This is a genomic window from Pirellulales bacterium (assembly GCA_033762255.1).
Taxonomy (GTDB): domain Bacteria; phylum Planctomycetota; class Planctomycetia; order Pirellulales; family JALHPA01; genus JANRLT01.
Window position 1 is genome coordinate 140,460 of record JANRLT010000014.1, and the last position, 24,466, is coordinate 164,925.

The following is a 24,466-nucleotide window of genomic DNA, read 5'->3' on the forward strand; positions in this document are numbered from 1 at the left end:
CGGATTAGTGGTTCAATTGCTTTTTTCAGTTAAACCCAGATCAGTCTGCGCGCGGGGAGCAATCTCTCGAATTTGCGGGCAATTTTTGGCGCGCTTTTCCTGGGCAATTTCCGCGACCGCCTATAATAAAGGGGTGCCGGGCAGAGAATTGTTGACATCAAGATAAAAATTTACTTCAGGAAATTTTCAAGCATGCATCGTCCCCAGACATTAGCGGAATTAACTGCCAGCGGCTGGCAATCCAAAACGGTCAAACAAGAAATTCACGATAACTTTCTACGAATGTTACGGGACGGGGAAGAACTGTTTCCTGGAATCATTGGATACGAAAGCACCGTCATTCCGGAAATCAATATCGCGCTGTTGGCCGGGCATGACATGCTGTTTTTAGGGGAAAAAGGACAGGCCAAGAGCCGATTGATGCGGCTACTGCCCCGTTTTTTGGACGAATATGTCCCGTACTTGGACATTCCCGGCACCGCCGTTCATGAGGACCCCTTACGGCCGATCACCGCCGCCGGAAAGCGGTTTGTGGCGGAGCACACGCCAGAGCATGTACCCCTTGGCTGGTGGCACCGCGATCAGCGCTATGCCGAGCGGCTGGCTCCCGGGACCAAATTTGCCGATGTCATCGGCGAAATCGACCCCGCCAAACTGGCCGGCGGCGTTAGCCTGGGGACGGAGGAAGCGCTTAGCTTTGGGCTGATCCCGCGCATGCATCGGGGCATCTTTGCAATGAATGAATTGCCGGAACTGGACGAACTGGTCCAGGTCGGCCTGTTTAATATCCTGGAAGAACGCGACGTGCAGATTCGCGGTTATCCCATCCAATTTGATCTGGACCTGCTGATTTTGTTTTCGGCCAATCCCAGCACGTACAATCGCTCGGGCAAGGTGATCCCGCAGTTAAAGGACCGCATTGGCACGGTCATCCATACGCATTATCCCCGCCAGCGCGACCAGGGGATTAGCGTCATGCTGCAGGAGGCGGAGATCGATCTAGGAGGGGAATTTCCCGTGGTCGTGCCGTATTTTATGCAAGAGATCATCGAGCAAGTCACCATCTCGGCCCGGCGGAGCAAGTATATCGACCAGCAATCTGGCGTCAGCGCGCGGTTTAGCATCGCCAACTTTCGTACCATGGTCGCCAGCGCCCGCCAACGGGCCATCCGCCTGGGGGAGCGTCCCGCCGTCCCGCGCATCAGCGATCTGGCCCATTTGCAGGCGTCATCCCTGGGCAAGCTGGAATTGGACCTGATGGGGAGCCACCAGATGAACGAGCGGCAAGTCCTGGCCGCGACCATCGCCGACGCGATTCAAATAGTGTTTGGCGAGTATGTCGAAAAGCACGGTCTGGAACAAATTGCCCAAATTTTTGGCGAAGGGGTCAAGATCGAGGTGGGTGACATGCTCCCCAGCCGGTCTTATGTCGAACGGCTGCAGCGCGTGCCGCCGATATGGGATAAGGCCTTTGAGGTGAATGCCAGCCAGGACCCGGCCGTGCGGGCCAGTTGCGTGGAGTTTGTCCTGGCGGGTCTACATGCCCTGGACAAAATCAGCCGAGCCGAACACCACGGGCGAATTGTGTATGAGGTGTAAGGCCCGCCGGGGTCGGGAGTCTGACGCAGTGAGTGCGCTTTTGGCGGATAAGCTTATTCGCGGAGGAGTTTTGCCCCCCTTTGAGTAGCATCCTTCAGGGGGACGGGAATCCTGGTCGAGTATGGATTACCAAGAATTGCAAATCTCTGACGACCACGATTCCCGACCCCAAACTTAACACTATGGCACTTACGACAAAGATGTTAACTTACATGCATGCCAGTTCCTTCCCCCGTACCCCCGATCGGCTTGGTCTTTGCCCTTGAAATTGAGGCCGGGGGAATGCTCGATCGGTTGCAACATAAAGTAACCACCACTGGCCAGGGGTATAAAGGCCAGGGATTTACGATTGTCACGGGGCATCTGCCGGAATTGTCATCCACGCTATTCGGCTCCGCCGACAGTCCGGACCACACTACCCATCCGCGCGACCGTCCCGCCATCGCTATCGCCTATGCGGGAGCCGGCAAACAGGCAGCCACCGTTGCCACCCAGGCGTTGATCGCGGGGCATCATCCCCGCTGGGTCATTTCCGCGGGTTTTGCGGGGGCCTTGCAGCCAGAGTTGGCCGTGGGAGACTTGCTCTTACCCACGGGCGTGCAAAATGCCCAGGGGGAAAAACTGGCCATCGATGTGCAGGGAAGGCCGCCGCCGCCGGGCGAGGCAAAAATCCATCACGGCTGGCTGTACACGGCGGACCGGGTGGTGACGACCGCGGCCAGCAAACTAGCGCTGGGCCAGTCGTCCGAAGCACTGGCCGTCGATCTAGAGACTTTTGCCGTTGCCCAATTGTGTGTGCGGGAAAAGCTGCGATTTTTGGCGGTGCGCATCATCAGCGATCACGCGGGAGAGGATTTGCCCCCCGATGTCGCGGGACTCATGCGGCCGCAGTCCACCGCCCGACTGCTGGGCCGGGTGTTGGGGGGAATTTTTCGCCGGCCGCAAATTGTGCCGGAATTATGGCGCTTGCGCGAACAGGCGCTCCTTGCCACGGACCGGCTGGCGGACTTTTTGTGCCGGCTCATGCCGCTTTTGCCCTGATAATATTCCGCATCACGGCTCGCGGAGGTCAGACGCGGGAAAAATCCTGGTCGCAGGCAGCGGGCAATTCTGTAATTTCGCGCTGCATGCTAAAATAGGGAAATTCAGCCCCTCGCCAGGCAAAATCCGCGGCAAACAAGTCGTGGATTGATTGATTAGCGCTGGCGGCATTTTTCTAAATTTATCTGGTTGATTTGGCATGCATTGGCTGGCACTGGATATCGGCGGAGCGCAGCTTAAGGCGGCGGATGGCCTGGGCTATGCCGCCAGCCAGATGTTTCCGTTGTGGGAAAAGCCCTTGCAATTGACCGAAGCCCTGCGCGGCATGCTGCGGGCGGCTCCCGCGTGCGATCATTTGGCCGTGACGATGACGGGTGAACTGGCGGATTGCTTTACCACGCGGACCGAGGGGGTCCAGTTTATCCTGAGCGCGGTGTCCATGGTGGCGGAGCAGCGGCACACCCGCGTCTACCTCAGCGACGGCCTGCTGATGGCGCCGCAACTGGCGCTCCGTTCGCCGTTAAAGGTGGCCGCTGCCAACTGGCACGCCTTGGCCAAGTATTGCGGACGCTTTACTCGCCCCGGCTTGGCGGTGCTGGTGGATATTGGCTCGACCACGACGGATATTATTCCCATACTCGATGGCAAGGTCGCCACCCGCAGCCAGACCGACACCGACCGCCTGCTGGCTGGCGAACTGGTCTACACCGGCGTGCAGCGGACCCCCGTGGCGGCCGTCGCGGCGATCCTCCCCTATCGCAAAAATCTGATTCCCGCCGCAACCGAACGCTTTGCCACGACCTGGGATGTTTTTATAACCCTGGGCCTGCTCCCCGAGGAACCGGCGAATTTGCACACCGCGAATGGCAAGCCCGCCACCCGCCTGCACGCCCGCGACCGGCTGGCCCGGATGCTCTGTTTGGACCGGGACGCCTTTGACGAAGCGGACGCCGCCACCCTGGCCGAAGGGGTCCTGCGGCAGCAGTTGGGCCAAATCGCCACCGGTTGGGGGCATGTCACCGGCCGCTTTGACCAGCCCGTGACCAGCGTGGTGATCAGCGGGCAGGGGGAATTTTTGGCCCGGCAACTGTTGGAACGACTGCGGATCAATTGTCCGGTGGTGGCCCTCTCGGCGGAACTAGGGCCGCAACTGTCGCGCTGCGCTCCCGCGCATGCCCTGGCGGTCCTCGCGCGCGAAGGGTAGCGTCATGCCGCAAAAAATCGCTCCTTTGCGCGGGCGGGTGATCAAACTGGGTGGGAGCCTGCTAACGCTGCCAGACTGGCCAGAGCGACTGCATACATGGCTCACGCGGCAAACGCCGCTCCCCGCGGTGTTAATCGTCGGCGGTGGGGATCTGGCCGATCTCTTGCGGGCCGAACACGCGCGGCATCCGGATTATTCGCAGGAATTAATGCACGCCCTGGCGATTGCCTGCATGGACCTGCATGGTCAATTGGCCCTGGCGCGGCTGCCCGGTGCACGGCTGGTGGAGGACCTGGCCGCGGCACGGCATTTTCTGCAAGGGGGACTAGCGACAGAAAATATCGGCCACGCCCCAGGTCCATTTTCATTGGTAAGAATCCCCGCGATGGGCCGATGGCTGGGGGTCAAGCCAAATTTCGGGAGTGGCGAAGATTTACTTTTGGTTGAACGCTCGGCTAGAGGAAACGATCAAGCTTTGCCCGCCACCTGGGATGTCACGAGCGATTCCATCGCCGCTTGGGCAGCACGGGAATTGGCGGCGGAGGAGCTGGTGCTGCTAAAATCGTGTTTGCCGGACGTGGATATCGCGACTGAGAATGTTTATCCTCTCATCGCGGAGAGTGGCTACGTGGACCGCTATTTTCCGGTTTTGGCGAAAAATTTGCCGAGCGTGCGATTTGTGGATTTGGGAGAGAAGGAGCGGGGGGAATTGCGGGTGGAAGTGTGCTGAAGCTGGATGTTGAAAGAGTGTGGTAATGGAGGTTGATTCTGAAATTTCAAATTTGAGATTTGAGATCTGCGATTTGAGCTTAGCTCTGCTTCCCATGCAACTGTGATGTTTCCCTTATTTCACATGCCTACTTCACACCCTTTGGCGGCTTCTATTCCCCTCGTTTCCAACTGGGGCCGGTGGCGGTTTTATCGAGCGCGGGAATGCCGTTTTTATCAATTCTGGCTGTCAGCACTTCCCAGGATGCTACCCCTTGCCGGTCGCAATGCAGCCGCAGCACCCAGCCCACCAGCGCGTCGGGCCGCTCAAAACCATCAAACACAAAATTTCCCAGGCTATACACAATGGGCTTATCCGCGTGCGCGTCCCACCCCTGGGTGTTATGCGGATGCGCGCCGATCACGGCGCTCGCCCCCGCGTCCAGCATTTGGCGGCTAAACGTGGTTTGCCGCTCGCTAGGTTCGGCGTCCCCTTCGTGCCCCCAGTGCATGTAGGGCAAAATCAGCGCGTGTTCGTCCCGTTGGCGGGCAAGTTTGATATCCTCTAAAACATGTTCGTCCACCCCCCAAGCGCAGCCGGGCTGCGTGTCGGTGGCGGCAAAGGAGCGGGGTTTGAACTCGTTATAGCCGAGCAGCACGATCTTGAGTCCCCGTTTTTCAAATGTCAGCGGTTGCCGGGCGGCGGCGAGATTTTTCCCCCCACCAAAGTAACCGACGTTTCCGCGCAAGTGATCCAGTGTTTCTAAAAAGGCGTCCGGGCCGTAATCCCCCGTGTGATTATTTGCCACGGAGACCGCGTCAAAATACTTGGCCAAATGCGGCACAACCCGCGGATGCGCCTGAAAGGTCCAAGGTTTGTCGATGGGCTTACCGGTCGTTCCCACCGCGCATTCCAGATTCCCCACCACCAGATCCGCCTGTTCAAAGACTTCCGCAAACGCGGTAAACGGGTCTCCCCCCGTGGCGATAAACTTACCGGGAAGATCGGCCAGCATGATATCGCCGACGTAGATGATCTCGACGGTTTCTGTTGTTTTGGCATCTGGGGGGGCTGACGGTTCGGCGGCGGGGCCGTCTGTCAGAAAATTTCCCCAAATTGCAAGGAGTAAGATGAGATTGCGAATCTGAGCCCGCATGTGTAAACCGTGGTTTGTAATTTTAGACAATTGAGTTTTGAGTTCTACGCACAAAAAATCCTAGCCGATTAACCGCTTTACAACCAGTCGGGAGTAAAGAAGATAATCGGCTAGGAATGGTAATGGATTACAGATAGAGGAACTTGCCCAAAGTTCCGGATGGATGCCATGTGTGTCGGAATTCTGGTGAATTCCGCTATGGAAGTTTACTTCTTTGCGTTCCACCACCAGTTGTCGCCACGCTGGGCCAGGGCAGTTTCTTTGGCTTTGGCCGCGGCGGGATCGTCGGTGCTCTTTTGCACTGCTTCCCACGGTTGAAAGGCCACCCCTCCGGATGCGCTAATCACCCAGGTGCTCCCTTTTTTCACGGCGCTGCCGATCGTGGGGACATTCTTGGGGACGTTATAACTTGCCAGGGGAAGAGTGTTGTCATCTAAAAAGGTGGCAAAGGATAGCTCGAGCCGGTCGGTCAACCGCTGTTGCTGGATGAGGGCGCTGACCACGGCCAGGTCCATGCAGGTGCGGAGTTGGGCAAAGACCGGTTCTTTTTGGCACAGTTCTTCGTATTTGCTGGTCATCAGGTCCGCCCACTTCTTGGCGCTGCCGCCAGCCGCTTGGGTTTCTACACGTTCACCGCTAGCGTTAAAGTGGTCGTCGGCGGTCAGGCATTTCACGCCCGTGCCGCGAATCTCCCACGCCAGGCCATCGGCCGATTTGCCCAGGGGTTCGTAATTGGGAGCCAGCCACCAACGGGGGAACATGTTTTCCTTGGCTCCGGCCATTTCCAGATAGCTGGGAAAGCCCTTGATCCCCGATTTGTCAAAATTCATCCCCAGTCGTTTCATCCGGTAGTCGGCGGCAACCAACACCTGGGCAAAGTGGGAATCCGCCTGGACACCGGTAACACTGACCACTTGCAGGCCCATCCGTTTTTCCAGTTCGGCGGAAACTTGCCCGGCTTTGATTCCCTTGGGAAGCTGGCCCAGGTAATCCTGCGCGGCCTGGACAGCGGCGGGCGTGGGATCAATGGAGCAGGTGATGCCGCCATTGCGGGCGTTATCGATGGCGCGGAGGGCGGCAACAAAATCCTCGAGTAGGAGTACCGGCTGATTGGTGGTCACACCGACAATGTTCCCCAAGGCGTCGGTTTTCCAGGCTTCGGCGGGGCCGGCCAAAATGATGTCTTTGTTGGCTTCGTCGATGAATAGATACTGTACCCGCTGCAGGCCACCCATGAGCACCGCTTCTTGGGGGATTGGCTGTTGCTGGGCGACTTTTTCGGCGATCAGGTCTTGCAGCTTGCGCAAGGAGATCATCCGCAGTTCGGTGGTTCCTTGGAAACCCAGCGGGACTTCCTTAAGGGCTTTGGAAAGGAGTCCAGCCAGTTCCTTGCGTTCGGCGGGATCGACATTGCGTAGGACCCCCTCGGTGTCAACCGTCACGCCACCAACCTGGCGGACGTTGGCAAAGCCTAAGCCGACATTGGGATCATTCTGGGCACAGAGGTATTCCCCGGCCAAATGGTTAATCACCCCTACCGCCAGGAGCATACAGATTCCACGCAGACAGACTCGCAACATAAAATTCCTCCGATGTGCGCGCCGCTTTCTGTTCCGGAAGAGAAAGCGCGGCCGATAAATGAACACCCAGAAAAGTCAGCCCTTTGATTAGGAATAGAATTATTTTAGTTATAAACTGACGGTAGCTCAACTAATATTATGATTTTTAGGGTAAAGATGAGGGGGCGGGGGGCGTATTTTGGCGGAAAATACCAATTATCAGGCGGGAAAATTCGGTTATAATCCAAAAATTCCCCGATTTGCGGCGGGGTTTGCTTATCCTGATACCCATACTTTTCGGCAGCGGCGAACTGGCTCTTCATGGTTACCTGGTTGGCGCGATCCCTGCAATTTTCCGCCTTGGTCGGCTTGCCGGTCGTGGCGCTGGCCTTGTACAACGCGCCAGTGTATTTGTTTGCGGCCCTAGGTTTTTTTTCCGCGCTGTTTTTTTTGGGTCGCTACCTAGAGGGATATACCGCGCCGCACAAATGACAATCCTTGTAGATGGCGACTGTTTTTCCTCCTCCAGATCCCGGGCTGTTTCCGGCCCCGTCCATGTCTGATTTTTATCCATTTCGCATGAGTCCCATCTTTCGCCGCTACCTATGGGGAGGCCGGCGTTTGGGTGAACTTTTTCATAAACCCATCGGTCCCGAATCCGACTACGCCGAAAGTTGGGAGATCGCCGATCGCGGACCCGACCAAAGCCGCGTGTTTGCCGGTCCGTGGCAAGGGGCCACGTTGGCGGAATTAATGCGCGATCATCGGCGCGACTTATTAGGTGATCAATGGAGCGGCGGAAATTTTCCCTTATTGGTCAAATTGCTGGATGCCCAGGCCGATTTGTCGGTGCAGGTCCATCCCAACGACGAACACGCCGCCCGATTGCAACTAAACGATGCTGGCAAGACGGAGGCTTGGTACGTGGTTGCCGCGCGGCCCGGCAGTAAAATTTATGCCGGTTTAAAGCCCGGCTTTGACAGCGCGGCGCTCGAACGGGAAATAACCCGCGGCGCGTGCGAGCTTTGCCTGCATAGCTTTGAACCGCAGGCGGGGGATATTGTGCATTTGCCGGCGGGTACGGTCCATGCGTTGGGGGCGGGGATTGTCGTGGCCGAAGTTCAGCAATCCAGCGATGTCACCTACCGCCTGTTTGACTGGAACCGCGTCGGCGCGGATGGTCGGCCCCGCCAATTGCACCTCGAGCAAGCCCTGCAGGTGATTGACTACGCCACCGGGCCGGTGCAACCACTCCGCCAGGACTCCACCCAAAAAAATGCTACCGCTGGCGGCTGCCAGCAATTATTGGCCAACGCGTACTTTCACTTGGCGCAACGCCAGTTTGACCAGCCGGTGGAATTTGCCGCCGCGGGGCGATGCCGGATTTGGGTGGTGCTGGCGGGTGCGCTCCAGATCGCGGGTGACCCCTCTCCCACGCCCACGCTCCCCGGGCATACCATTCTCTTTCCCGCTAGTTGGCCAGTGATCCAGGCGGTCCCGCTCTCGCCGGTGACGCTGCTAGAAATCACCTTGCCGGTATCCTCCGCTTAGTTGGGTTTTTTGTGCATTTCCCCGGCTGGCGGGCATTCCCGCTAGCACAAATTGCGCTATGCCGGGGCGGGGGACCGCTTTACAATTTGCCCCGTCAATCGCCAACAGGTATTCGCGGCTCGAGCGCGGAGGCTGTCTGGCACTTGATACCTCCCATGTTTTTTTAGTTTTTTTGAAAGCGCTAGCCATGTCCCACGCCTGTGACAGCCGGGGAAAAATATCCCTGGCGGCGATTTCCGTGTGCGTCGGAGGCGTCATCCTGATGGCTGGTTGTCAGTCGCATAACGGGCGGAGCATTTTTGATCCGCCGGGGACGATCACCGAACAGCGGAATGAAGCGGTGCGCTTTGACCCGTTTACCGATAACGACATTGGACCCGAGGTTGATGGGGGCCGCCCGCGCGATTACAACCGCCCCATTCCCGAAGTGCAGCGCGCCCGCTGGCAGTTGCGGTAAACGCATCTTGGCCTGCGCGGGGTCTTTAGCCGCGGCGGTGCCCCTGGAATCGATTCATTCGTTAAACCATCTAGCTTGACGTCGGCACTTCGTCGCGCAGATCGTCCATGACGGCGCTCGCGGTCCCCAGATTTGTCGCCAACGGCACGGAATGGACATCGCACACCCGCATCAAGGCCGAGACATCCGGCTCGTGCGGCTGCGCGGTCAGCGGATCCCGCAAAAAGATCACCGCGCGGATTTGCCCCAGCGCGACCCGCCCGCCAATAATCAGGTCCCCTCCTTCCGGCCCATGTATCACGCATTCCGTCCGCAAGCCCAGTTGTTCATTGAGCAATTGGCCCGTGCTGGCGGTCGCCACCAGGTTAAATTTTCCCAGCACGGCCTGATGGGTGCGGACAAAATCCAAGAGCGCGGGTTTCATCCGGTCATGGGCGATCAGGGCGACAGTGGGTTTTACGGGTGGTGGCATGGATTTTTACAGAGTTAAGACTTGAAATTTGGAATTTTAGATTGCGGTGTTAAAGTTTTCCCTCTAAATGATTTGTGAGCATCAGTCAGTTCCACTTTTGCTGCGTTCTCTCTGAAAATGCATTTGAGCCACGGATAGGCACGGATTTTCACGGATTTGAAATTTCAAATCTGCGATTTCAAATGTAGTTTTATAGATTCCCTCTTTTTGATCCGCGAAAATCACTCAAATCCGCGTCATCTGCATTTCCCTCTGTAATTCTTCTCCGTGAGTCTCAGTGGATTCTCCGCGACTCCGTGGTGAATGAATTCTGTCCCTTGCTAACGCTGCGGGCTTGGGTTGTGTCCCAACTATCCACTCGTCACTCGCCACCCTAGTTCCGTCCGGCGGACGGGACCTACTGCCCCTCGTCCCTCACCCCTTGCCCCACGCCTCTCGTCCCTCACCCCTCGCCACCCTAGTTCCGTCCGGCGGACGGGACCTACTGCCCCTTGCCGCTGTTGACGCAGCGGGCTAGCGGTCATTCATTATCCGCGCGTTGCCATTGGTGTCAAATTCGATCTTTCCTGGATTAAATTCCAGCGGCGGCAAAGGTTGACCGCGCACCGCGGCATATTGATACTCGGCCAAATTGGTGCGGGCCAGCTTGCGCAGGCCGACATACGATGTCGTCCAGCGGGGATTGATTTCGATGACAACGTCTTCAAATCCCGCCGCTGAATTCGCCAAGACCAGATCCAGGCCCACATACCCGCGAAACGGGGGTAAACAATCGAGCGCGCGTCGCGCTAATTCGCACATGCGCCGCGCTAGTTCGTCGCCCAGTGGGATACGCCCCCCCACATAACTTATATCCTTACGTGAACCATATATCAGCATTTGCTCTCCAGGAGGGCAAAGTTGGTAATGCTTTTGACCCGTTGCAGAGGAGCCCATCCCGATCGCCGCAATACTGGCGGGCATACCCGGCACATACCGCTCCCAGCGCCAGGCATCCAGCATTTTTCCAGTGGCTGTTTCCCGATGCCAATCCCTCATTTCCCGCTCGCCAGTTAATATCCGCACCCCCCAGCCCCCCGCTCCAGCGCGCGGTTTGACGACAATGGCAGGCCAGACGGCTTGACTCTGATACAATTGCTCTAAAAACTGCTCCTCGCTCTTCGGCACGATACCACCGATTGGCACCGGCACATCGGCGGCGCGCAAAAACTCGCATAACTGGTGTTTATCCGCCGCCAGCCGCACCCAGGCAGAGTCTGGTCCCAGTAAGCGCCCCCCGGCTTCTTCGATGATTCTACTGCGATGTTCCAAGAGTCCATCCGTCTCGGGAGCAAGAATCCCCACTGCGTCACAATCCTTTGCCGCCTGGCTTAAGAAATCATCAATACTATCCCGCAGGTTTATGGCGCGCAGTCGAACGCGCTCACATAATCCCAAGGGTAGCTCCGATTGTGCGCTCCAAGCCAGTTCGACCGTGAACCTCGCCACTGCGGCAAAGTCATTTGCCACGGCGCAAATCAGGGCCCCCCCCTCGGTTCGAATCTTATTTGCCAGACTTGGCGTGGGATCGCCATTTGCCGCGACTGCGTTGCATTCTTCCCATAAAATGATTTTAGGCATGGAATCTATCCAAAATTTACGGCGCTATCGCGGGTTCACGTGTTTGCCTGGCTTAACACGATCTGAATAATTACATTCGTCGGGAAAAGATGGATTAGGAAACCATTTGGCAATTTGCGTGAAGGGCGGTATGTTGACGGAATTGCAAATTTACGATTCCCAACTTAACTTTGTCGGCGCATGATGACCACCTTAAATACCTCGTTTTACACTTGGTTTGCAATCGGTTGGCTGGCTCTCCCCGTTTGCCTGTCCGCCCATGAAGGCCCCGACCACAAACATCCTCCGGCCCGGCCTGTCGCTCCGCGCGAGTTGTACCGCCCGACGGCGGCGCCTGACCGGGTGATTTTGACCCTGGCAGCCGACCCCGCCCGTGCTCAGGGTGTCACGTGGCGGACTAGCACCGAGGTCGCGCAGGCCAAGGCGCAGATTTTACCCGCGGAACATGGGCCAATTGATCCGCGCAAAGCGGCTAATAGCGAGGCAGTGACCACTCCCCTGGCCACCGATCTAGGGGATGCCCATTATCATAGCGTGTTGTTTGCGGACCTGCAGCCCCGGACCAAGTACGCCTACCGCGTGGGGGATGGAATCAACTGGAGCGAATGGTTCCACTTTACCACCGCCGCGGACAAGCCGGAGCCATTTTCGTTTATCTATTTTGGCGACGCGCAAAACGACATCAAGTCGCAATGGTCGCGGGTCGTGCGCGAAGCCTACGGCGACATGCCCGACGCCCGCTTTATGTTGCACGCGGGAGACTTGATTAATAATCCCAATAGCGACGCCGAATGGGGGGAGTGGTTTTTTGCCGGCGGTTGGCTGAATGGCTCGCTCAACACGTTGCCGACGCCGGGTAATCATGAATATGGCAAAAAGACTCCGCTGGGGAAAAGCGAGCTCTCGGGACATTGGCGGGCGCAATTTACCCTGCCCGAGAACGGCCCCGCCAACCTGCCCGAAACGGCCTATTTTATCGATTACCAAGGCACGCGGATTATTTCGCTAAATAGCAATGAGCAGCAAGCGGAACAAGCGGCCTGGTTGGAAAAGACGCTAGCGGATCACAAAGGGGGCTGGAAGATCGTGACGTTTCACCACCCGATTTATTCCCCCGCCCAAAACCGCGACAACCCCGTCGTGCGCAAGCACTGGCAACCGCTGTTTGACAAGTATGGAGTCGATTTGGTGTTGCAGGGGCATGATCACACCTACGCCCGCACGGGGGTGGTGACGATGGAGGATACCCCGGTGGGGAGGGCCGCGCCCCAAAATCCAGCCCAAGCCAAACCAGCCGAGGTGACAGAAGCTAAAACCACGGCCAATGGCGAAGCCAACAGCGGCACGGGGCTTAACTATCGCAGTCCTGCCGGTACGGTCTATGTGGTCTCCGTCAGCGGACCAAAGATGTACGGCCTGGGCGTGGAAAACCAAAAGTATTTTACACGGATTGGGGAAAACACGCAGTTATACCAGCTCATTCATATTGACGGGTCGGTGCTGCGCTTTGAGGCCCGGACCGCGCGGGGGGACCTGTACGATGGGTTTACCCTGACCAAACGGGAAGGCAGGCCAAACGAGCTCGTGGAGGAACAACCGGAAGTCGCGGAGCGGCGGTTGGAAAAGTAAGAAGCAGGGGGTTGGGAGTTGGCTCAAGGCAAAGGCTAGGAACGCGGATGACTCTCATGCGATAGATTCACGCGGATTTAGCGATGGGAAGTTTAAAGTCACGGAAGGGCACTGATTTACACGGTTTTGAGATTTCAAATTTGAGATTTCAGGTTTTTAATGTGGGACGGTTCGCCTGTCTAATCTGTGAAAATTAGTTTAATCAGCGTCATCTGTGTTCTGTTTGAAATTCTCCGTGAGCCTTTGTGACTTTCCCGTGGCTCCGTGATAAATGTATTTTTCCCTGGCTGACGCGGCGGGCTGCGGTTGTGTCTCCACTACCCACACCCACTACCCACACGCCCCTGTCCCTGGCTGACGCGGCGGGCTAAATTACCTAAATATCATAATACAAGCAAAATTCGAACGGGTGGGGGCGGATGCGGATCGCCTCCACCTCGCGCTCGCGTTTGTAGCGGATCCAGGTTTTGATCACGTCGGGCGTAAAGACATCTCCCCGCAATAAAAATTCGTGATCATCCTCGAGCGCGGCCAGCGATTCGGCCAGGCTAGCGGGCGTTTTGGCCACGTTGGAGAGCTCCTCCGGCGGTAAATCATAAATGTCCTTATCCAGCGGCTCTCCGGGATGCAGCTTGTTCTGGATGCCGTCGATCGCCGCCATCAGAATCGCCGCGAACGCCAGATACGGGTTGCAACTAGGGTCCGGGCAGCGAAATTCGATCCGCTTGGCCTTGGGGTTGGGGCTGTACATGGGGATGCGAATCGCCGCCGAGCGATTGCGCTGCGAATAAGCCAAATTCACCGGGGCTTCATAGCCGGGAACCAGCCGCTTGTAACTGTTGGTCGTGGGGTTGGTCAGGGCGCAGATGGCCGGCGCGTGCCGCAGGATCCCCCCCATGGCAAATAGCGCGGTATCGCTCAGGCCCGCATAGCCGCCGCCGGCAAAGAGCGGCTCGCCATGTTTCCACAGCGATACATGCGTGTGCATCCCGCTGCCGTTGTCGCCAAAGATCGGCTTGGGCATAAAGGTCACGGTCTTTTGATGCCGCCGCGCCACATTCTTGACGATGTATTTATACAAACACATCGCGTCCCCCATTTTGACCAGTTCCTGATACTTCAGGTCGATCTCGCACTGGCCGCCGGTCGCCACCTCGTGATGCTGGGCCTCGACATCCAGGCCGCAGTCGATCATCGTCTGCATCATTTCATTGCGCAAATCCATCATTTGATCCGCGGGAGGGACGGGAAAATACCCTTCTTTGTGGCGGATTTTGTAACCCAGATTGGGGGCGTTGCCCTGGCCGCGATTCCATTCCCCTTCCACGCTATCAAGATGGTAGTACGCCTCGTGGGCGTTTTGGTCAAAGCGAACATTATCAAAGATAAAGAATTCAGCTTCAGGACCGATGTAGCAGGTGTCGGCAATGCCGGTGCCGCGCAGGTAATTGACCGCCTTGCGCGAGACATTCCGCGGGTCGCGGGAGTAATCCTCGCGGGTAAGGGGATCCTGGATATTACAAATCAGCGCCAGCGTGGGAATGGTGGCAAAGGGGTCGATGATCGCCGTGTCGGGCTGGGGGACCAGCAGCATATCGCTTTCGTTGACCGCCTGCCAGCCGCGGATGCTGGAACCGTCAAAGCCCAGGCCCTCCTCAAAGGTGTCCTCGACCAGTTTGGTCACGGGAATGGTAAAGTGTTGCCATAAACCGGGAAAGTCCATGAACCGCAGATCGACGGCACGGACTTCTTTTTCTCGACAATAGGCCAGAACTTCACGGGGTGTCATAGGAAATGCCACGGGTGACGGAAAGGGTTATGTGAATATGGGTGATGGAATTGCACAAAAGGGCGTCGCGGGTGCTTGATTTACATTGTAATTACGAATCTTTGTGTGATTGGGATAATTCGTGGCTCATAGAGTTGTAAGCCACGGATGGGGACGGATTTTCAGGTATTTTAAATTTCAAATTGGGGATTTGCCGATTCTGTAAACCAAAGGGGTACGTCTCTGGCTGACGCCGCGGGCTGAGGTTGTGTCTCCACTAACCACTTGCCCCTGGCCTCTGAGCACCTTCGTCCCGTCCGGCGGACGGGACCTACTTCACCTCGCCCCTAGCACCTAATCCCTTTCCCCTCGCCCCAGTCCCTGGCTAACGCTGCGGGCTGAGGGGGCTAAGTGCTATTCAAAAAATTGATCAGTTCCCGCAACCGGCCCAGGCTGCGGCGGTTAAACTGACACGCCAGGCGGGGAAGCAGGATCAAGTTCGGCTCGTCGGCTTCCTCGGGCCAGGCGGAACATTGGGTGAATTCGCCGCTGGCCAAAATGCCGCGAAATTCCCGGTTGATGATGGCCAAGGTTTCCTCGCTCAGCGTTTTTGTCAGGCGAATCAGCAGGGTGTTTTTTACATAACGCATGCTGTGGTACACGTGATAAAAGTTTAATAACTCGGCGACGGTTTCCTCGATGCTGGTGGTCATCTTAAATAATGACAGGTCCTCCGGACTGATCATTCGCTCCCCCAGCAGTTTGTCGTGGACAAAGTGGCGAAACGGTTCCCAGAATGTGCCTCCAGGGGCGTCGAGAAAAACCACGGGGACCATGTCGCGCTTGCCGGTTTGCAGGAGTGTGAGGACCTCCAACCCCTCGTCCAGCGTGCCAAAGCCGCCGGGCAAAAGAACCACGGCATCGCATTCCTTGACAAACATTAGCTTGCGTGTAAAGAAATACTTCATGGTCACCAGCTTGGCATCGCCGGCGATGATTTTATTGGATCCTTGCTCAAAGGGGAGCATGATATTCAGCCCCATGGAGTTTTCGCGTCCCGCGCCCGCATGACCGGCCTCCATGATGCCGCTGGCGGCGCCGGTGACCACCAGCCAGCTTTGCTCGGCCATGGCGCGGGCGAGTTGCAGCGCGGTTTGGTAGGCAGGGGCGGTCTCTGGCGTGCGAGCCGAGCCAAAGATCGAAACTTTGCGCCGCGACCGGTATTGCGAAAAGACCTTAAACGCGTAACGCAACTCGCGCAGCGTTCGGCTGAGGATTTTTAGATCGCCGATCGCCGTTCGGTCCCGCGCCAGTTTATCCGCCGATTCCTTTATCTGGTCGATCAATTCCTGGATGCGGGCTTCATTGAGGTGGGGATCGATGACAAGCTCGCCGCTGGACGCGGGGGGTAGCTCTAAATCGTCATCCGCTTCGGTAAGTCGAGTCACAGGAAAGTATATAAATGGGGGAGAAAGGTTAATTTGCTGGCGGCGGGAACGCAACGGGTTATGTCCACCCGGACCGCGGTACCGCAACATGGCACAATATAGCAAGTCCCGGCCATTTTGGCACCGTCCGGGCACGGAACATTTGGCGGCTTTGTGGCGGTTGGCGTCTAAAGCGCCGGATGGTTGCTTTTTTCGGATGCTGGACGGACTTGCCTGAGATGGGGTTTACCGCGAAGTGTCTTCCAGCGGAACGTGCTCTATTGCGGGGGTAATTTCTGCCGCTTGGGACTTTGCCGGCGCCGCTTGCTCCAGGATGATTCCTCCAGCGTGAATTTCCCTCACCAGCGCCCCCGCGGATAATCGCTCTCCAGGACGGACGATCTGATTATTCACCAGCGCGCTCCATCCCGCCGCCGATTGGTACACGGCCTGCAACCGCGGAAGCGACAGCGTCCCCGGGCGAGTCCCCCCCCGCGCTGAAATGAATGCTGAGTCGGCTGGATCTGTGGATTGGGTTGCTTGCGTCCCTTCATCGGCAGACATGGGGTGCGTGAGTTGTTCCGCCTGTGACAACTGGGAGTTGTCGCCAGGTCCATCGACTAAGAATGCGGCGGGCCGTTCAAACGGGTTATGCAGCGTTATCGTTTCTAATGGGATAATTGGCCAGTGACGCCGCTCCCGGACAGCGCTGACGTCTGGTGAAGCCGTTGCGCCTTGGCCCGCGTCTTCGCCAGCAATATCCAGTCCCAGCGGATCTTGACGCGCGATGTAATTGTTCCAAACCACCCAACCTAGCACCAGCGCCAGGAGGGGAATCAGCATCAGCTTGGAGCGTTGATAAAGGTTCTGATAGCGGCCCATGGGACGATTTCCCTAAAGGTAAATGCGACTAGGCGCAGGGTGTTTCCGTGAGTAAGGGAAGTTCACTGGGACTTGAGCGCGAGTTTGCGATTGGGTGAGACCAAGGGGAGGTTGCCCGCCACGGGAAAACGAAGTTGAATTTCAATATTGCAATCTCCCCGGGGCTGGGGTGGTTCATTAATACTCAGGTTAGAGACGTAACACATTCGCGGCAGTCGCGAAATGCCATCCAAAAAATGGCAAATTTCGGCAAACGTCCCCTGGGCCCGAATTTGTAACTCTAGCGCCGAATTGTGGGTTGTGCCCACGACTCGCCCGGGGCGAAATTCCTTGATGTTTACCTGGGTGGCTAGCGCCAGTTCCGACAAGTAACCCAAAAATTCGGCTTCGGCGGCGACGGGTGCCAAGCGCTCATGGATGGCGGCCAGGCCGTCCTGGGCGGCGGCTAATTCCCTTTCCAATTTTTTAGTGTGGGCGTTCAATTTACCGCTGCGCTGCAATAGTTCGCGCAGTTCGGTGGCGTGCGCCGCTCGTTGTTCATATTGGGTATGAATCATGTGCTGGCACCAACTGGCAAACCACAAGATCAACAACGCCACGCTTGCCCCGGCGGCATGCAGGCAACCGCTCCATAACCGCAGGGCCTGGTTGTTTGTTAAGTTGCGGATCATGGCGCACCCCCAAAGCGGCATTCAATTTGAAATTGGCGGCCTCCGTCGCGGGGGAGGGGGAATTCCGCCGTGGATTTGAGTTCCACATTTTCAAAGACGGACGCATGTTGCAATCGTTCCACAAACTTCATGACGGTGGCATCATCCGCGGCGATCCCCTGTAACTGTAAGGTTTGCTGCGCGGCCCGCAACAATAGTCCCTGGTCGGCGGCTGTTTTTCCCCGCGTGGCGGCCTCCCCCGCTGCCAGGTCTGTCTCTGGGACCAGGGAGAGGGTGGCACGCTGCAATTGCAGCTTTTCTACGTGCCGGGCGGCGTCGGATAAAATGCCTAAGATGACCAGGGAGCGCTCGGGGGGTTGTAGTCGCCGCATGCGCTGTTCTTCGGCGCGGGTTCGTAGGATCGAACGATCTAGGTCGTCATTGCGTGCCTCGGCCCATACCATGGGCTGGACGTCTTGTTCCAATTGCAAAAGTTCCGCAAGTTGCCGCCACAAGCTGAGCGAGGGTTCCGTTAACCAGAGCAAAGCCCCGGCCGCACAGCCAATCCAGATCACGCACCATAACCGTAATTGGCGTTGAATGAGGCAGTTTTTTTGAAAATGAAACGATAACAGATTGACACTCATGCCGGTTCCTCCCAGGCCAAGGCCGACAAACCCGCCGCCATGGCATACGGGGCGTCCGCTCCGGCTGACCATACCGAAATCAGGGGCTGCAAGCTCCACGGTTGCGTGACGATTTCAAATTTTTGCTGCAACACTCCATCCAAACCGGGAATTTCGCCGCCGCTGCCGGTCAACCACATTGTTTCCGGCAGCAGCTTGGGGTAAACCCGCCCCACATAGGCCCACGTGCGGTCCAATTCACCGCACAATTCGCCACAGACTCGTGCCAGCAGTTGATTCAAGAGCGCGGAGACATTTCCGCCGCCGCGGTGGGAATCGCCAGCCAAGCCCGCTTTTTTCAGGATTGCGGCCGCTTCACTAGTCGATATTTGCCACGCTTCACAGATCGGCGCCAGCAATTGCATGTATCCGATTTGCCGCACCTGGCGAATATACAGGGGTTTGCCAGCCCGGCATAAAATAATGCTGGTATCCCGCTCTCCAATGTGCAGCACCGCATATGCTCCGCACAATCGCGGCTGGGCCAGCAAAACGCTGCGGGCCAAGGCCCAGGGCGCGACTTCGCAGACCTGGGGCAAAAAGCCGGCGGCTAAACAGTCATTCGCGATCCGCGTGGAAAAATCCGTGGCGACTCCGACCGCCAGAACGGGCGTGATGCCATCGCGAAGGGATTTATCCCCCTCCTCCACGCGCCAATAATCGCTAGCGATTTCTTCGGGATCGAGCTGCATCTCCGCGGCCAGTTCCTGGTGCGCCATCTGCCGCAGTTCCCGCTCGTCCGCCGTCGGCAACTCCAGGTTGCGCCATTCCCATCCTCCCGTGGGAAGGCAAAAAGCCAGGGCTTTGCCCCGAAACAGCTTCCGCGTGGGGGCTAGCTCTGGACAAATCTCCCGCAGGTTCGTCGTGCTGAGATCCGCAGGGGGGGCATCGAGTTCGGACCATTCGGTTGACCAGCGCCGCGCAATGGCAAATTCGGTTCCCCGCCGCTCTAGCTGCGCCCAGCGCAGGCCGTGCGCGCCCAACTCCAACCCGATCCAACCAAGGTTTGACCTTAATAAACCGTGGGAATCGCGCGCGCGGCCAAAGCACCTCCCCGGAGCTTCCCAGGCGGAAAATATGTCGAGCCAGTCGGTGAGCAAGGTCGTGGGCACGTGTTGTTCGGTAATGTAAGGCCGGCGCGGAACAAACCGGGCACGGCCGTCAAATGGTTTAGTTGGAAATGGTGGAAACATCCAATAAGGGCATGATGATGGCCAACACCACCACCGCCACCACCACGCCCAGCATGACAATGATCGCGGGTTCGAGGATGCGGATGAGATCGCGCAGATGGCGTTCCCCGTCATCCTCAAAGTGTTCTCCGACCGCTTGCAGGACCTGGCCCAGCTTGCCGGTGCGTTCGGCGGTGGAGACCATGTGGGCGGCCCCCAGGGGCAAAAAATTCACGGCGCGCAGCGATTTGCCCAAGGCTTCTCCCCGCAGGATTTCCTGCTCCGCCTGGGCAAAAAGTTCCTTATACAGGTGATTGCGCGAGGCCGCGCGGCACAGGCGGATCCCCTCGATCAGGGGGACGCCGCTGGTCAGCATGGTTCCCAACAGCCGAAAAATCCGTCCGGTGATGAGCGCGCGGCTGGCATGTTTGACCGGCACGGCATACAGGCAGAAGCGATCCCACAACTGCCTGGCCAGGGGGGTCCGCGCAAACATCCAGCCCCCGGCGCACACCCCCCCCAACAGCAAGGCCACCAGGAGGGTCTGCTGCCGCAACACATCCCCAATACCCAATAAAAAAGCGGTCAGCGGGGGGGCGGGACGCTCCAAATCGGCAAAGACCTGTGCAAATTGAGGGAGCACAAAAAAGAACATGGCCACGATTACCATGCCCGTCACCGCGCACAACACCAAGGGATAGGTCAACATGGACCAAACGCTGCCCCGCAACCGCAGGTCGCCCCGCAGCAGTTGGGTCAGCCGTTCCAGGACCTGGGTAATGGTTCCCGATTGTTCCCCGGCGCAAATCGCCGCGACAAAGGACTCGTCAAAGACGCGCGGATGCTTGCGCATGGCGTCCGAGAGGGAGGTACCGGCCGTAACATCCTGATAGAGAGCGTTCAACACCGCGCGCAGCGCGGGTTGGGGAAATTGCTCGGCCACTTGCTTGAGCGCCTCGGCCAGGTCTTCTCCGGATTGGCACAAGATTGATAATTGGGATAAAAACAACAGCAGATCCGCGGTGCGCACTTTACCGCGGCCCCGCGTGGGCCGGGAGAACCGCGCGACGATGGTTTGCCGTTGCCCGCTTACGAGCGAGACGACATACAACCCCTGCGAGCGTAATTTTTGCCGCGCATCCGCCAGCGTGTCACACTGGATTTCTCCGTGAGTCAGTTGACCGGCGCGGGTTTTGGCGGAATACGCAAAATTCATGGGATGGGAAACTACAACTAAGGCTAGCCCGAAGCGGGCGGCATTATTTCTTGCTGGTTGCAGGGGCTAATCCACAAAGGCGACACGGGTGACTTCTTCCAGGCTGGTTTTGCCCGCCTCGGCCAGACGCAACCCTTCGTCCAGTAGCAGGGTTCCTCGATTGGCCTGGTGGGAGCCGCGCAGCTCCGCCAAGTCGGCGCCCCGCGCGACCAGTTCCCTGATCTGGCGATTGGCGGAAAAAACCTCGTACAGGCCGATCCGGCCGCGAAAGCCGGTGTCAAAACATTCGCGGCAGCCTTCTCCCCGCACAAATTGCCGCCGCCGGTCCCCCGCGTAATGCAGCAGATCCAACATTTCCTGGTGCGGAAAATAACTGGTTTTGCAGGCGGGACATATCGTGCGCACCAGCCGCTGAGCCACCACACCCACCAGCGCGGCGGCGATTTTGAACGATTCGATCCCCATATCGCGCAGGCGGGTCACCGCGCTAAAGCTATCATTGGTATGAAGCGTGCTAAGGACCAGGTGCCCCGTCAAGGCCGCCTGAATGGCGACGGCGGCGGTCTCGGCGTCGCGAATTTCGCCCACCATGATCACATCGGGATCCTGCCGCAGGATGGAGCGCAGCGCCCCGGCAAAGGACATCGTCTTATTCGCCCCCACCTGGACCTGGTTGATTTGTTCCAACTGGTATTCCACTGGGTCTTCCACCGTGATAATGTTGCGGTGGATCGATTTGATTAATTCTATGGCGGAATACAGCGTGGTCGTTTTGCCGCTGCCCGTGGGACCCGTGACCAAAAACAAACCATACGGCTTGGACAACATTCCCTTGATATCCGCCAGCAAATGGGCGGGCACGCCCAGTTGGTCCAGGTTAAAGGTGACGTTTTTGCGGTCCAAAACGCGGAGCACGACTTTCTCGCCCAGGATGGTGGGCAAAGTTGACACGCGGAGGTCGATTTCCCGCCCCTCCACCAGCACATGGATGCGACCATCCTGGGGGAGTCGATGTTCGGAGATATCCAGTTTGGCCATGACCTTGAGGCGGGAGACGAGCGCGGGATGAAATTCGCGGCGGGGCCGCAGCACCTCGCGCAATTGGCCATCCACGCGAAAGCGGACCGTGGAGTAGCGTTGCCCCGGCTCGACATGGATATCGCTGGCTTTTTGCCGCAGCGCGTTGACGATCATGTAATTGACCAGATTAATGATCGGGCTGCCGTCCGCCAGCGATTCGATATCCCCCAGCGCGATATCGATCGTGTCGGTTTGCAGCTCGACGGCGTCCTGGGCCAGGTCGGCCGTCACGGCGTCGACGGCAAAATTTTCCTCGTAACAACGGGGCAGCATCTTGGCGATACTGCCCCGCAGGGCCAGGACCGGATTAATCTTTAACCCGGTGATCCGCTCGAGTTCATCCAGAATGCGCAGGTCGCGCGGCTCGGCCAGGGCCACGGTGAGCGTATCATGGACCTGGAACATGGCCAGCGCGCATAGGGATTCGGCCTTGGACCGCGGAATGCGCTGCACCACGGCCGGATCGACCATCCCCGCCCGCAGCCGCACCGCCGAAATCCGCAGTTGCTCTCCCAGGTATACCAGCAGCGTGTCTTCCTCGACAAAGCCCAGCTCCAACAACAACTCCCCGAGTTGCTTGGACTGGACTGATTGCTGGTTGAGCGCCGCTTCCAGTTCATTTGGCGTCAGCACGCCCGCGCGAATCAGGCGTTCGCCCAGGGGAAGCTGGCGTTCCGGGGCCGGGCGCTTTTGTCCAGAGCGGTGTTTGGCCCCCAACGGGGGAGAGAGCGCGCTCATTGGGCAAAGCTCCCCACGGCGGCGTTTAGCGTGTCAAACAGCACAAACTGGTTGACCAGGCCCGTGGCCACCAAAATGTCCCGGCACAGATGATTGGGCATGGCCAGTTGCAGGCATCCCCCGCGCTGCGCGCAGCGTCTTTGGGTATCGACCAATAGTTCCAGACCAGCGCTGTCGATCAGGGCGATTCCCTGGAGTTGCAGCACGAGCTTGGGTTGGCCTTTGGCCACCAGTTGGGAAATCAGCTTTTCCAGTCCGGGCAAGTGCTCGCGGTTGAGCGGCACGGACCCGCTGATGATATGCACCGCTCCTTGTAAATTGGCTTCGAACATGGGACGGCTCCATTAGTGCAGGGGCACCGTCAAGCTAAATCGCGAACCTTTGTTCAATTCGCTGCGAATCGATAATTTACCCCCATGCAGTTGCGCTACTTCGCGCGCAAAGGCCAACCCCAATCCGCTGCCGTTCAACTGGCGGACGCGGGCGTCCCGGCTGCGAAAGAACTTCTGGCACAGTTGGGGGATTTCCGCCTCTTCGATCCCGATCCCCGTGTCTTCCACATGAAAATGCAACTGGTGGTTTTCTTCCTCCAACTGCAGCCGCACATCCCCGTCCTCGGGCGTGTATTTGACGGCGTTACCCAGCAAGTTGATTAGGGCCGCGGCCAGCTTATCCTTGTCGGCCCGCAATTTGGGAAGCTTCCCCGGCAGGCGGCAATCAAACCGCTGCCGCTTTTGTTGTAATTGGGGTTGCACGTGTTCAGTGACTTCCCGCACCAGCCGGTCCAGGTCGACCTCGTGTCGTTCGATGCCGATCGCTCCGGCTTCCATTTGGCTGACATTCAGCAGGTCGTCGATAAACCGCGCCAGGCGGGTCGCCTCGGCGTTGATAATATTATAAAAGCCTTGTTGCCGCGCCAGGTCGATATCCGGGGCGGCCGCCAGGGTTTCGGCATACGCCTTGATATTTGCCAAGGGCGTTCGCAATTCATGCGTGGCGGTGGTGACAAACTGCGTGCGGGCGTTTTCAGCCAGCTTTTGTTGGGTGATATCGCGAATCGACCAAAGATATTCCCCCGTCGGTTGGTTCGCCTTGAGCAACGGAAGACAAGCGACGCGCCACACGCCGGCGGCGGGCGTGTCCCCCGGGATCACTTCCCAGGCTCCCCGTCGCCGCGACTGGTCCAAAAAATCCCAGGCGGGCATTCCCCCGGGATGATCGGCTAGCAAGGATTGCAGCGTGCGACCCACGATCGCCGCCGGGTCGGTCTGTCCAAACAGACCCAGCCAGGTGGGGTTGGCCTGGAGGATGACATCTTCGGCGTCGCAGATGGCCAGTCCTTCGGCGATCGCAGCAAAGACCCCCTCCCAGCGTTGGCTGGCGGGACTTGCCAGGATTTGGCCCAGGCGTTCCTCCAAGGAGCTCCAATGGCCGCGTTCTTGAAATTCGCGGATTAAAAGGTTCCACCCCTGCGCCGCGGGTGCGTCGGCGGGGAGTTCGCGCAGCCTTGATTCCCACTGAACGGGAGCCCGCATGATCGATACCAACTGATTTTCGATTTTCTCATGAATGCCGGCCGCGTGGCGCAGGGCCAGGGATCCCGCCAGCAAAAAGATGATCGGCAGCACTACCCAGGCCGCGGCCCAACTAGCCAAGGTTCCCTGGCTGGCCAGCAAGAGGGCCAGCACCACGCACGAAAACAGACCCGCCAGCCCGAACAAAAAATAGTAGTCGGTCAAGCGCCGGGTCAGCGGTAAATGCAGATTCGAGCGCAACATGGCCAAAGGGGCGCTGGACCGGACCAGTCGCGATGCATACGGCGGGGGGTGGGGGGGCGGGTGGGTACAATA

At 58.1% G+C, this 24,466-nt stretch carries 22 protein-coding genes; 8 read left to right on the top strand and 14 right to left on the bottom strand.

Annotated elements, in window-relative coordinates; translation table 11 throughout:
- The first annotated feature begins 192 nt into the window (after positions 1-192).
- From SFX18_04180 to SFX18_04195, 4 genes are all read left to right on the top strand, one after another.
- Entirely contained in the window at positions 193-1,599 is a 1,407-nt protein-coding gene (locus tag SFX18_04180; GenBank protein MDX1962324.1) for a magnesium chelatase, read from the top strand.
- 216 nt (positions 1,600-1,815) lie between these two features.
- Positions 1,816-2,640, top strand: coding sequence for a hypothetical protein (locus tag SFX18_04185; GenBank protein MDX1962325.1), 825 nt, complete (start codon positions 1,816-1,818; stop codon positions 2,638-2,640).
- Positions 2,641-2,839: 199 nt separating this feature from the next.
- The gene (locus SFX18_04190) at positions 2,840-3,844 is read left to right on the top strand and encodes a hydantoinase/oxoprolinase family protein (protein MDX1962326.1); all 1,005 of its coding nucleotides are present in this window, start codon (positions 2,840-2,842) and stop codon (positions 3,842-3,844) included.
- A gap of 4 nt (positions 3,845-3,848) precedes the next feature.
- Positions 3,849-4,574 (top strand): hypothetical protein, encoded by a 726-nt coding sequence (locus tag SFX18_04195; protein MDX1962327.1) that lies wholly within the window; start codon positions 3,849-3,851, stop codon positions 4,572-4,574.
- Positions 4,575-4,725: 151 nt separating this feature from the next.
- Here the strand turns inward: SFX18_04195 and SFX18_04200 are convergent, their stop codons facing one another.
- Entirely contained in the window at positions 4,726-5,709 is a 984-nt protein-coding gene (locus SFX18_04200) for a CapA family protein (GenBank protein ID MDX1962328.1), read from the bottom strand.
- A gap of 206 nt (positions 5,710-5,915) precedes the next feature.
- Positions 5,916-7,289 carry a DUF1598 domain-containing protein gene (locus SFX18_04205; GenBank protein ID MDX1962329.1) on the bottom strand — a complete coding sequence of 458 codons (1,374 nt, stop codon included), beginning with the start codon at positions 7,287-7,289 and terminating at the stop codon, positions 5,916-5,918.
- Positions 7,290-7,589: 300 nt separating this feature from the next.
- Between SFX18_04205 and SFX18_04210 the strand changes: the two genes are divergently transcribed.
- The 3 genes from SFX18_04210 (at position 7,590) to SFX18_04220 (ending at position 9,276) form a co-directional block, all read left to right on the top strand.
- A complete protein-coding gene (locus SFX18_04210) occupies positions 7,590-7,760 on the top strand; it encodes a hypothetical protein (GenBank protein ID MDX1962330.1) in 171 nt (56 codons plus the stop codon).
- Between the two features lie 87 nt (positions 7,761-7,847).
- Complete coding sequence (locus SFX18_04215; GenBank protein ID MDX1962331.1) at positions 7,848-8,819, top strand: type I phosphomannose isomerase catalytic subunit; 972 nt, start codon at positions 7,848-7,850, stop codon at positions 8,817-8,819.
- Positions 8,820-9,006: 187 nt separating this feature from the next.
- On the top strand, positions 9,007-9,276 hold the full coding sequence (locus tag SFX18_04220; GenBank protein MDX1962332.1) for a membrane or secreted protein: 270 nt from the start codon (positions 9,007-9,009) through the stop codon (positions 9,274-9,276).
- A 70-nt stretch (positions 9,277-9,346) separates the two neighbouring features.
- Here SFX18_04220 and SFX18_04225 read toward each other — a convergent pair whose 3' ends face one another.
- A complete protein-coding gene (locus SFX18_04225; GenBank protein MDX1962333.1) occupies positions 9,347-9,748 on the bottom strand; it encodes a methylglyoxal synthase in 402 nt (133 codons plus the stop codon).
- A 513-nt stretch (positions 9,749-10,261) separates the two neighbouring features.
- A complete protein-coding gene (locus SFX18_04230) occupies positions 10,262-11,368 on the bottom strand; it encodes an ATP-grasp domain-containing protein (protein ID MDX1962334.1) in 1,107 nt (368 codons plus the stop codon).
- A 180-nt stretch (positions 11,369-11,548) separates the two neighbouring features.
- Here SFX18_04230 and SFX18_04235 point away from each other — a divergent pair, with 180 nt between their 5' ends.
- Complete coding sequence (locus tag SFX18_04235; GenBank protein ID MDX1962335.1) at positions 11,549-12,997, top strand: metallophosphoesterase family protein; 1,449 nt, start codon at positions 11,549-11,551, stop codon at positions 12,995-12,997.
- 376 nt (positions 12,998-13,373) lie between these two features.
- Here the strand turns inward: SFX18_04235 and glnA are convergent, their stop codons facing one another.
- The 10 genes from glnA to SFX18_04285 all read right to left on the bottom strand — a co-directional run.
- Positions 13,374-14,786, bottom strand: coding sequence for a type I glutamate--ammonia ligase (gene glnA / locus SFX18_04240; protein MDX1962336.1), 1,413 nt, complete (start codon positions 14,784-14,786; stop codon positions 13,374-13,376).
- A gap of 386 nt (positions 14,787-15,172) precedes the next feature.
- Positions 15,173-16,303: a TIGR00730 family Rossman fold protein gene (locus SFX18_04245; protein ID MDX1962337.1), complete on the bottom strand. Its 1,131-nt coding sequence runs from the start codon at positions 16,301-16,303 to the stop codon at positions 15,173-15,175.
- 135 nt (positions 16,304-16,438) lie between these two features.
- Positions 16,439-17,074: a hypothetical protein gene (locus tag SFX18_04250; protein MDX1962338.1), complete on the bottom strand. Its 636-nt coding sequence runs from the start codon at positions 17,072-17,074 to the stop codon at positions 16,439-16,441.
- Positions 17,075-17,136: 62 nt separating this feature from the next.
- Positions 17,137-17,745 (bottom strand): type 4a pilus biogenesis protein PilO, encoded by a 609-nt coding sequence (gene pilO / locus SFX18_04255; protein MDX1962339.1) that lies wholly within the window; start codon positions 17,743-17,745, stop codon positions 17,137-17,139.
- Positions 17,742-18,371: a PilN domain-containing protein gene (locus SFX18_04260; protein MDX1962340.1), complete on the bottom strand. Its 630-nt coding sequence runs from the start codon at positions 18,369-18,371 to the stop codon at positions 17,742-17,744. Before SFX18_04260 ends, pilO begins: the two co-directional genes overlap by 4 nt.
- Entirely contained in the window at positions 18,368-19,522 is a 1,155-nt protein-coding gene (locus tag SFX18_04265) for a hypothetical protein (GenBank protein ID MDX1962341.1), read from the bottom strand. Before SFX18_04265 ends, SFX18_04260 begins: the two co-directional genes overlap by 4 nt.
- 58 nt (positions 19,523-19,580) lie before the next feature.
- Complete coding sequence (locus tag SFX18_04270; GenBank protein MDX1962342.1) at positions 19,581-20,798, bottom strand: type II secretion system F family protein; 1,218 nt, start codon at positions 20,796-20,798, stop codon at positions 19,581-19,583.
- 66 nt (positions 20,799-20,864) lie between these two features.
- On the bottom strand, positions 20,865-22,616 hold the full coding sequence (locus SFX18_04275) for a GspE/PulE family protein (protein ID MDX1962343.1): 1,752 nt from the start codon (positions 22,614-22,616) through the stop codon (positions 20,865-20,867).
- Positions 22,613-22,948, bottom strand: a complete 336-nt coding sequence (locus SFX18_04280; protein ID MDX1962344.1) for an STAS domain-containing protein — start codon at positions 22,946-22,948, stop codon at positions 22,613-22,615. Before SFX18_04280 ends, SFX18_04275 begins: the two co-directional genes overlap by 4 nt.
- Before the next feature lie 12 nt (positions 22,949-22,960).
- Positions 22,961-24,466: ATP-binding protein (locus SFX18_04285; protein MDX1962345.1), on the bottom strand; the 1,506-nt coding region annotated here is incomplete at its 5' end.

Excerpts from the sequence above, each read along its gene's own strand:
- SFX18_04270 (MDX1962342.1), bottom strand. The coding sequence starts at position 20,798 with ATGAATTTTGCGTATTCCGCCAAAACCCGCGCCGGTCAACTGACTCAC.
- SFX18_04195 (MDX1962327.1), top strand. The coding sequence starts at position 3,849 with ATGCCGCAAAAAATCGCTCCTTTGCGCGGGCGGGTGATCAAACTGGGT.
- SFX18_04185 (MDX1962325.1), top strand. The coding sequence starts at position 1,816 with ATGCCAGTTCCTTCCCCCGTACCCCCGATCGGCTTGGTCTTTGCCCTT.
- SFX18_04210 (MDX1962330.1), top strand. The coding sequence starts at position 7,590 with ATGGTTACCTGGTTGGCGCGATCCCTGCAATTTTCCGCCTTGGTCGGC.
- SFX18_04200 (MDX1962328.1), bottom strand. The coding sequence starts at position 5,709 with ATGCGGGCTCAGATTCGCAATCTCATCTTACTCCTTGCAATTTGGGGA.
- SFX18_04220 (MDX1962332.1), top strand. The coding sequence starts at position 9,007 with ATGTCCCACGCCTGTGACAGCCGGGGAAAAATATCCCTGGCGGCGATT.
- SFX18_04235 (MDX1962335.1), top strand. The coding sequence starts at position 11,549 with ATGATGACCACCTTAAATACCTCGTTTTACACTTGGTTTGCAATCGGT.
- SFX18_04230 (MDX1962334.1), bottom strand. The coding sequence starts at position 11,368 with ATGCCTAAAATCATTTTATGGGAAGAATGCAACGCAGTCGCGGCAAAT.
- SFX18_04225 (MDX1962333.1), bottom strand. The coding sequence starts at position 9,748 with ATGCCACCACCCGTAAAACCCACTGTCGCCCTGATCGCCCATGACCGG.
- SFX18_04190 (MDX1962326.1), top strand. The coding sequence starts at position 2,840 with ATGCATTGGCTGGCACTGGATATCGGCGGAGCGCAGCTTAAGGCGGCG.
- SFX18_04260 (MDX1962340.1), bottom strand. The coding sequence starts at position 18,371 with ATGAGTGTCAATCTGTTATCGTTTCATTTTCAAAAAAACTGCCTCATT.
- SFX18_04245 (MDX1962337.1), bottom strand. The coding sequence starts at position 16,303 with ATGTTGCGGTACCGCGGTCCGGGTGGACATAACCCGTTGCGTTCCCGC.
- SFX18_04250 (MDX1962338.1), bottom strand. The coding sequence starts at position 17,074 with ATGGGCCGCTATCAGAACCTTTATCAACGCTCCAAGCTGATGCTGATT.
- SFX18_04280 (MDX1962344.1), bottom strand. The coding sequence starts at position 22,948 with ATGTTCGAAGCCAATTTACAAGGAGCGGTGCATATCATCAGCGGGTCC.
- SFX18_04275 (MDX1962343.1), bottom strand. The coding sequence starts at position 22,616 with ATGAGCGCGCTCTCTCCCCCGTTGGGGGCCAAACACCGCTCTGGACAA.
- SFX18_04215 (MDX1962331.1), top strand. The coding sequence starts at position 7,848 with ATGAGTCCCATCTTTCGCCGCTACCTATGGGGAGGCCGGCGTTTGGGT.
- glnA (MDX1962336.1), bottom strand. The coding sequence starts at position 14,786 with ATGACACCCCGTGAAGTTCTGGCCTATTGTCGAGAAAAAGAAGTCCGT.
- SFX18_04180 (MDX1962324.1), top strand. The coding sequence starts at position 193 with ATGCATCGTCCCCAGACATTAGCGGAATTAACTGCCAGCGGCTGGCAA.
- pilO (MDX1962339.1), bottom strand. The coding sequence starts at position 17,745 with ATGATCCGCAACTTAACAAACAACCAGGCCCTGCGGTTATGGAGCGGT.
- SFX18_04205 (MDX1962329.1), bottom strand. The coding sequence starts at position 7,289 with ATGTTGCGAGTCTGTCTGCGTGGAATCTGTATGCTCCTGGCGGTAGGG.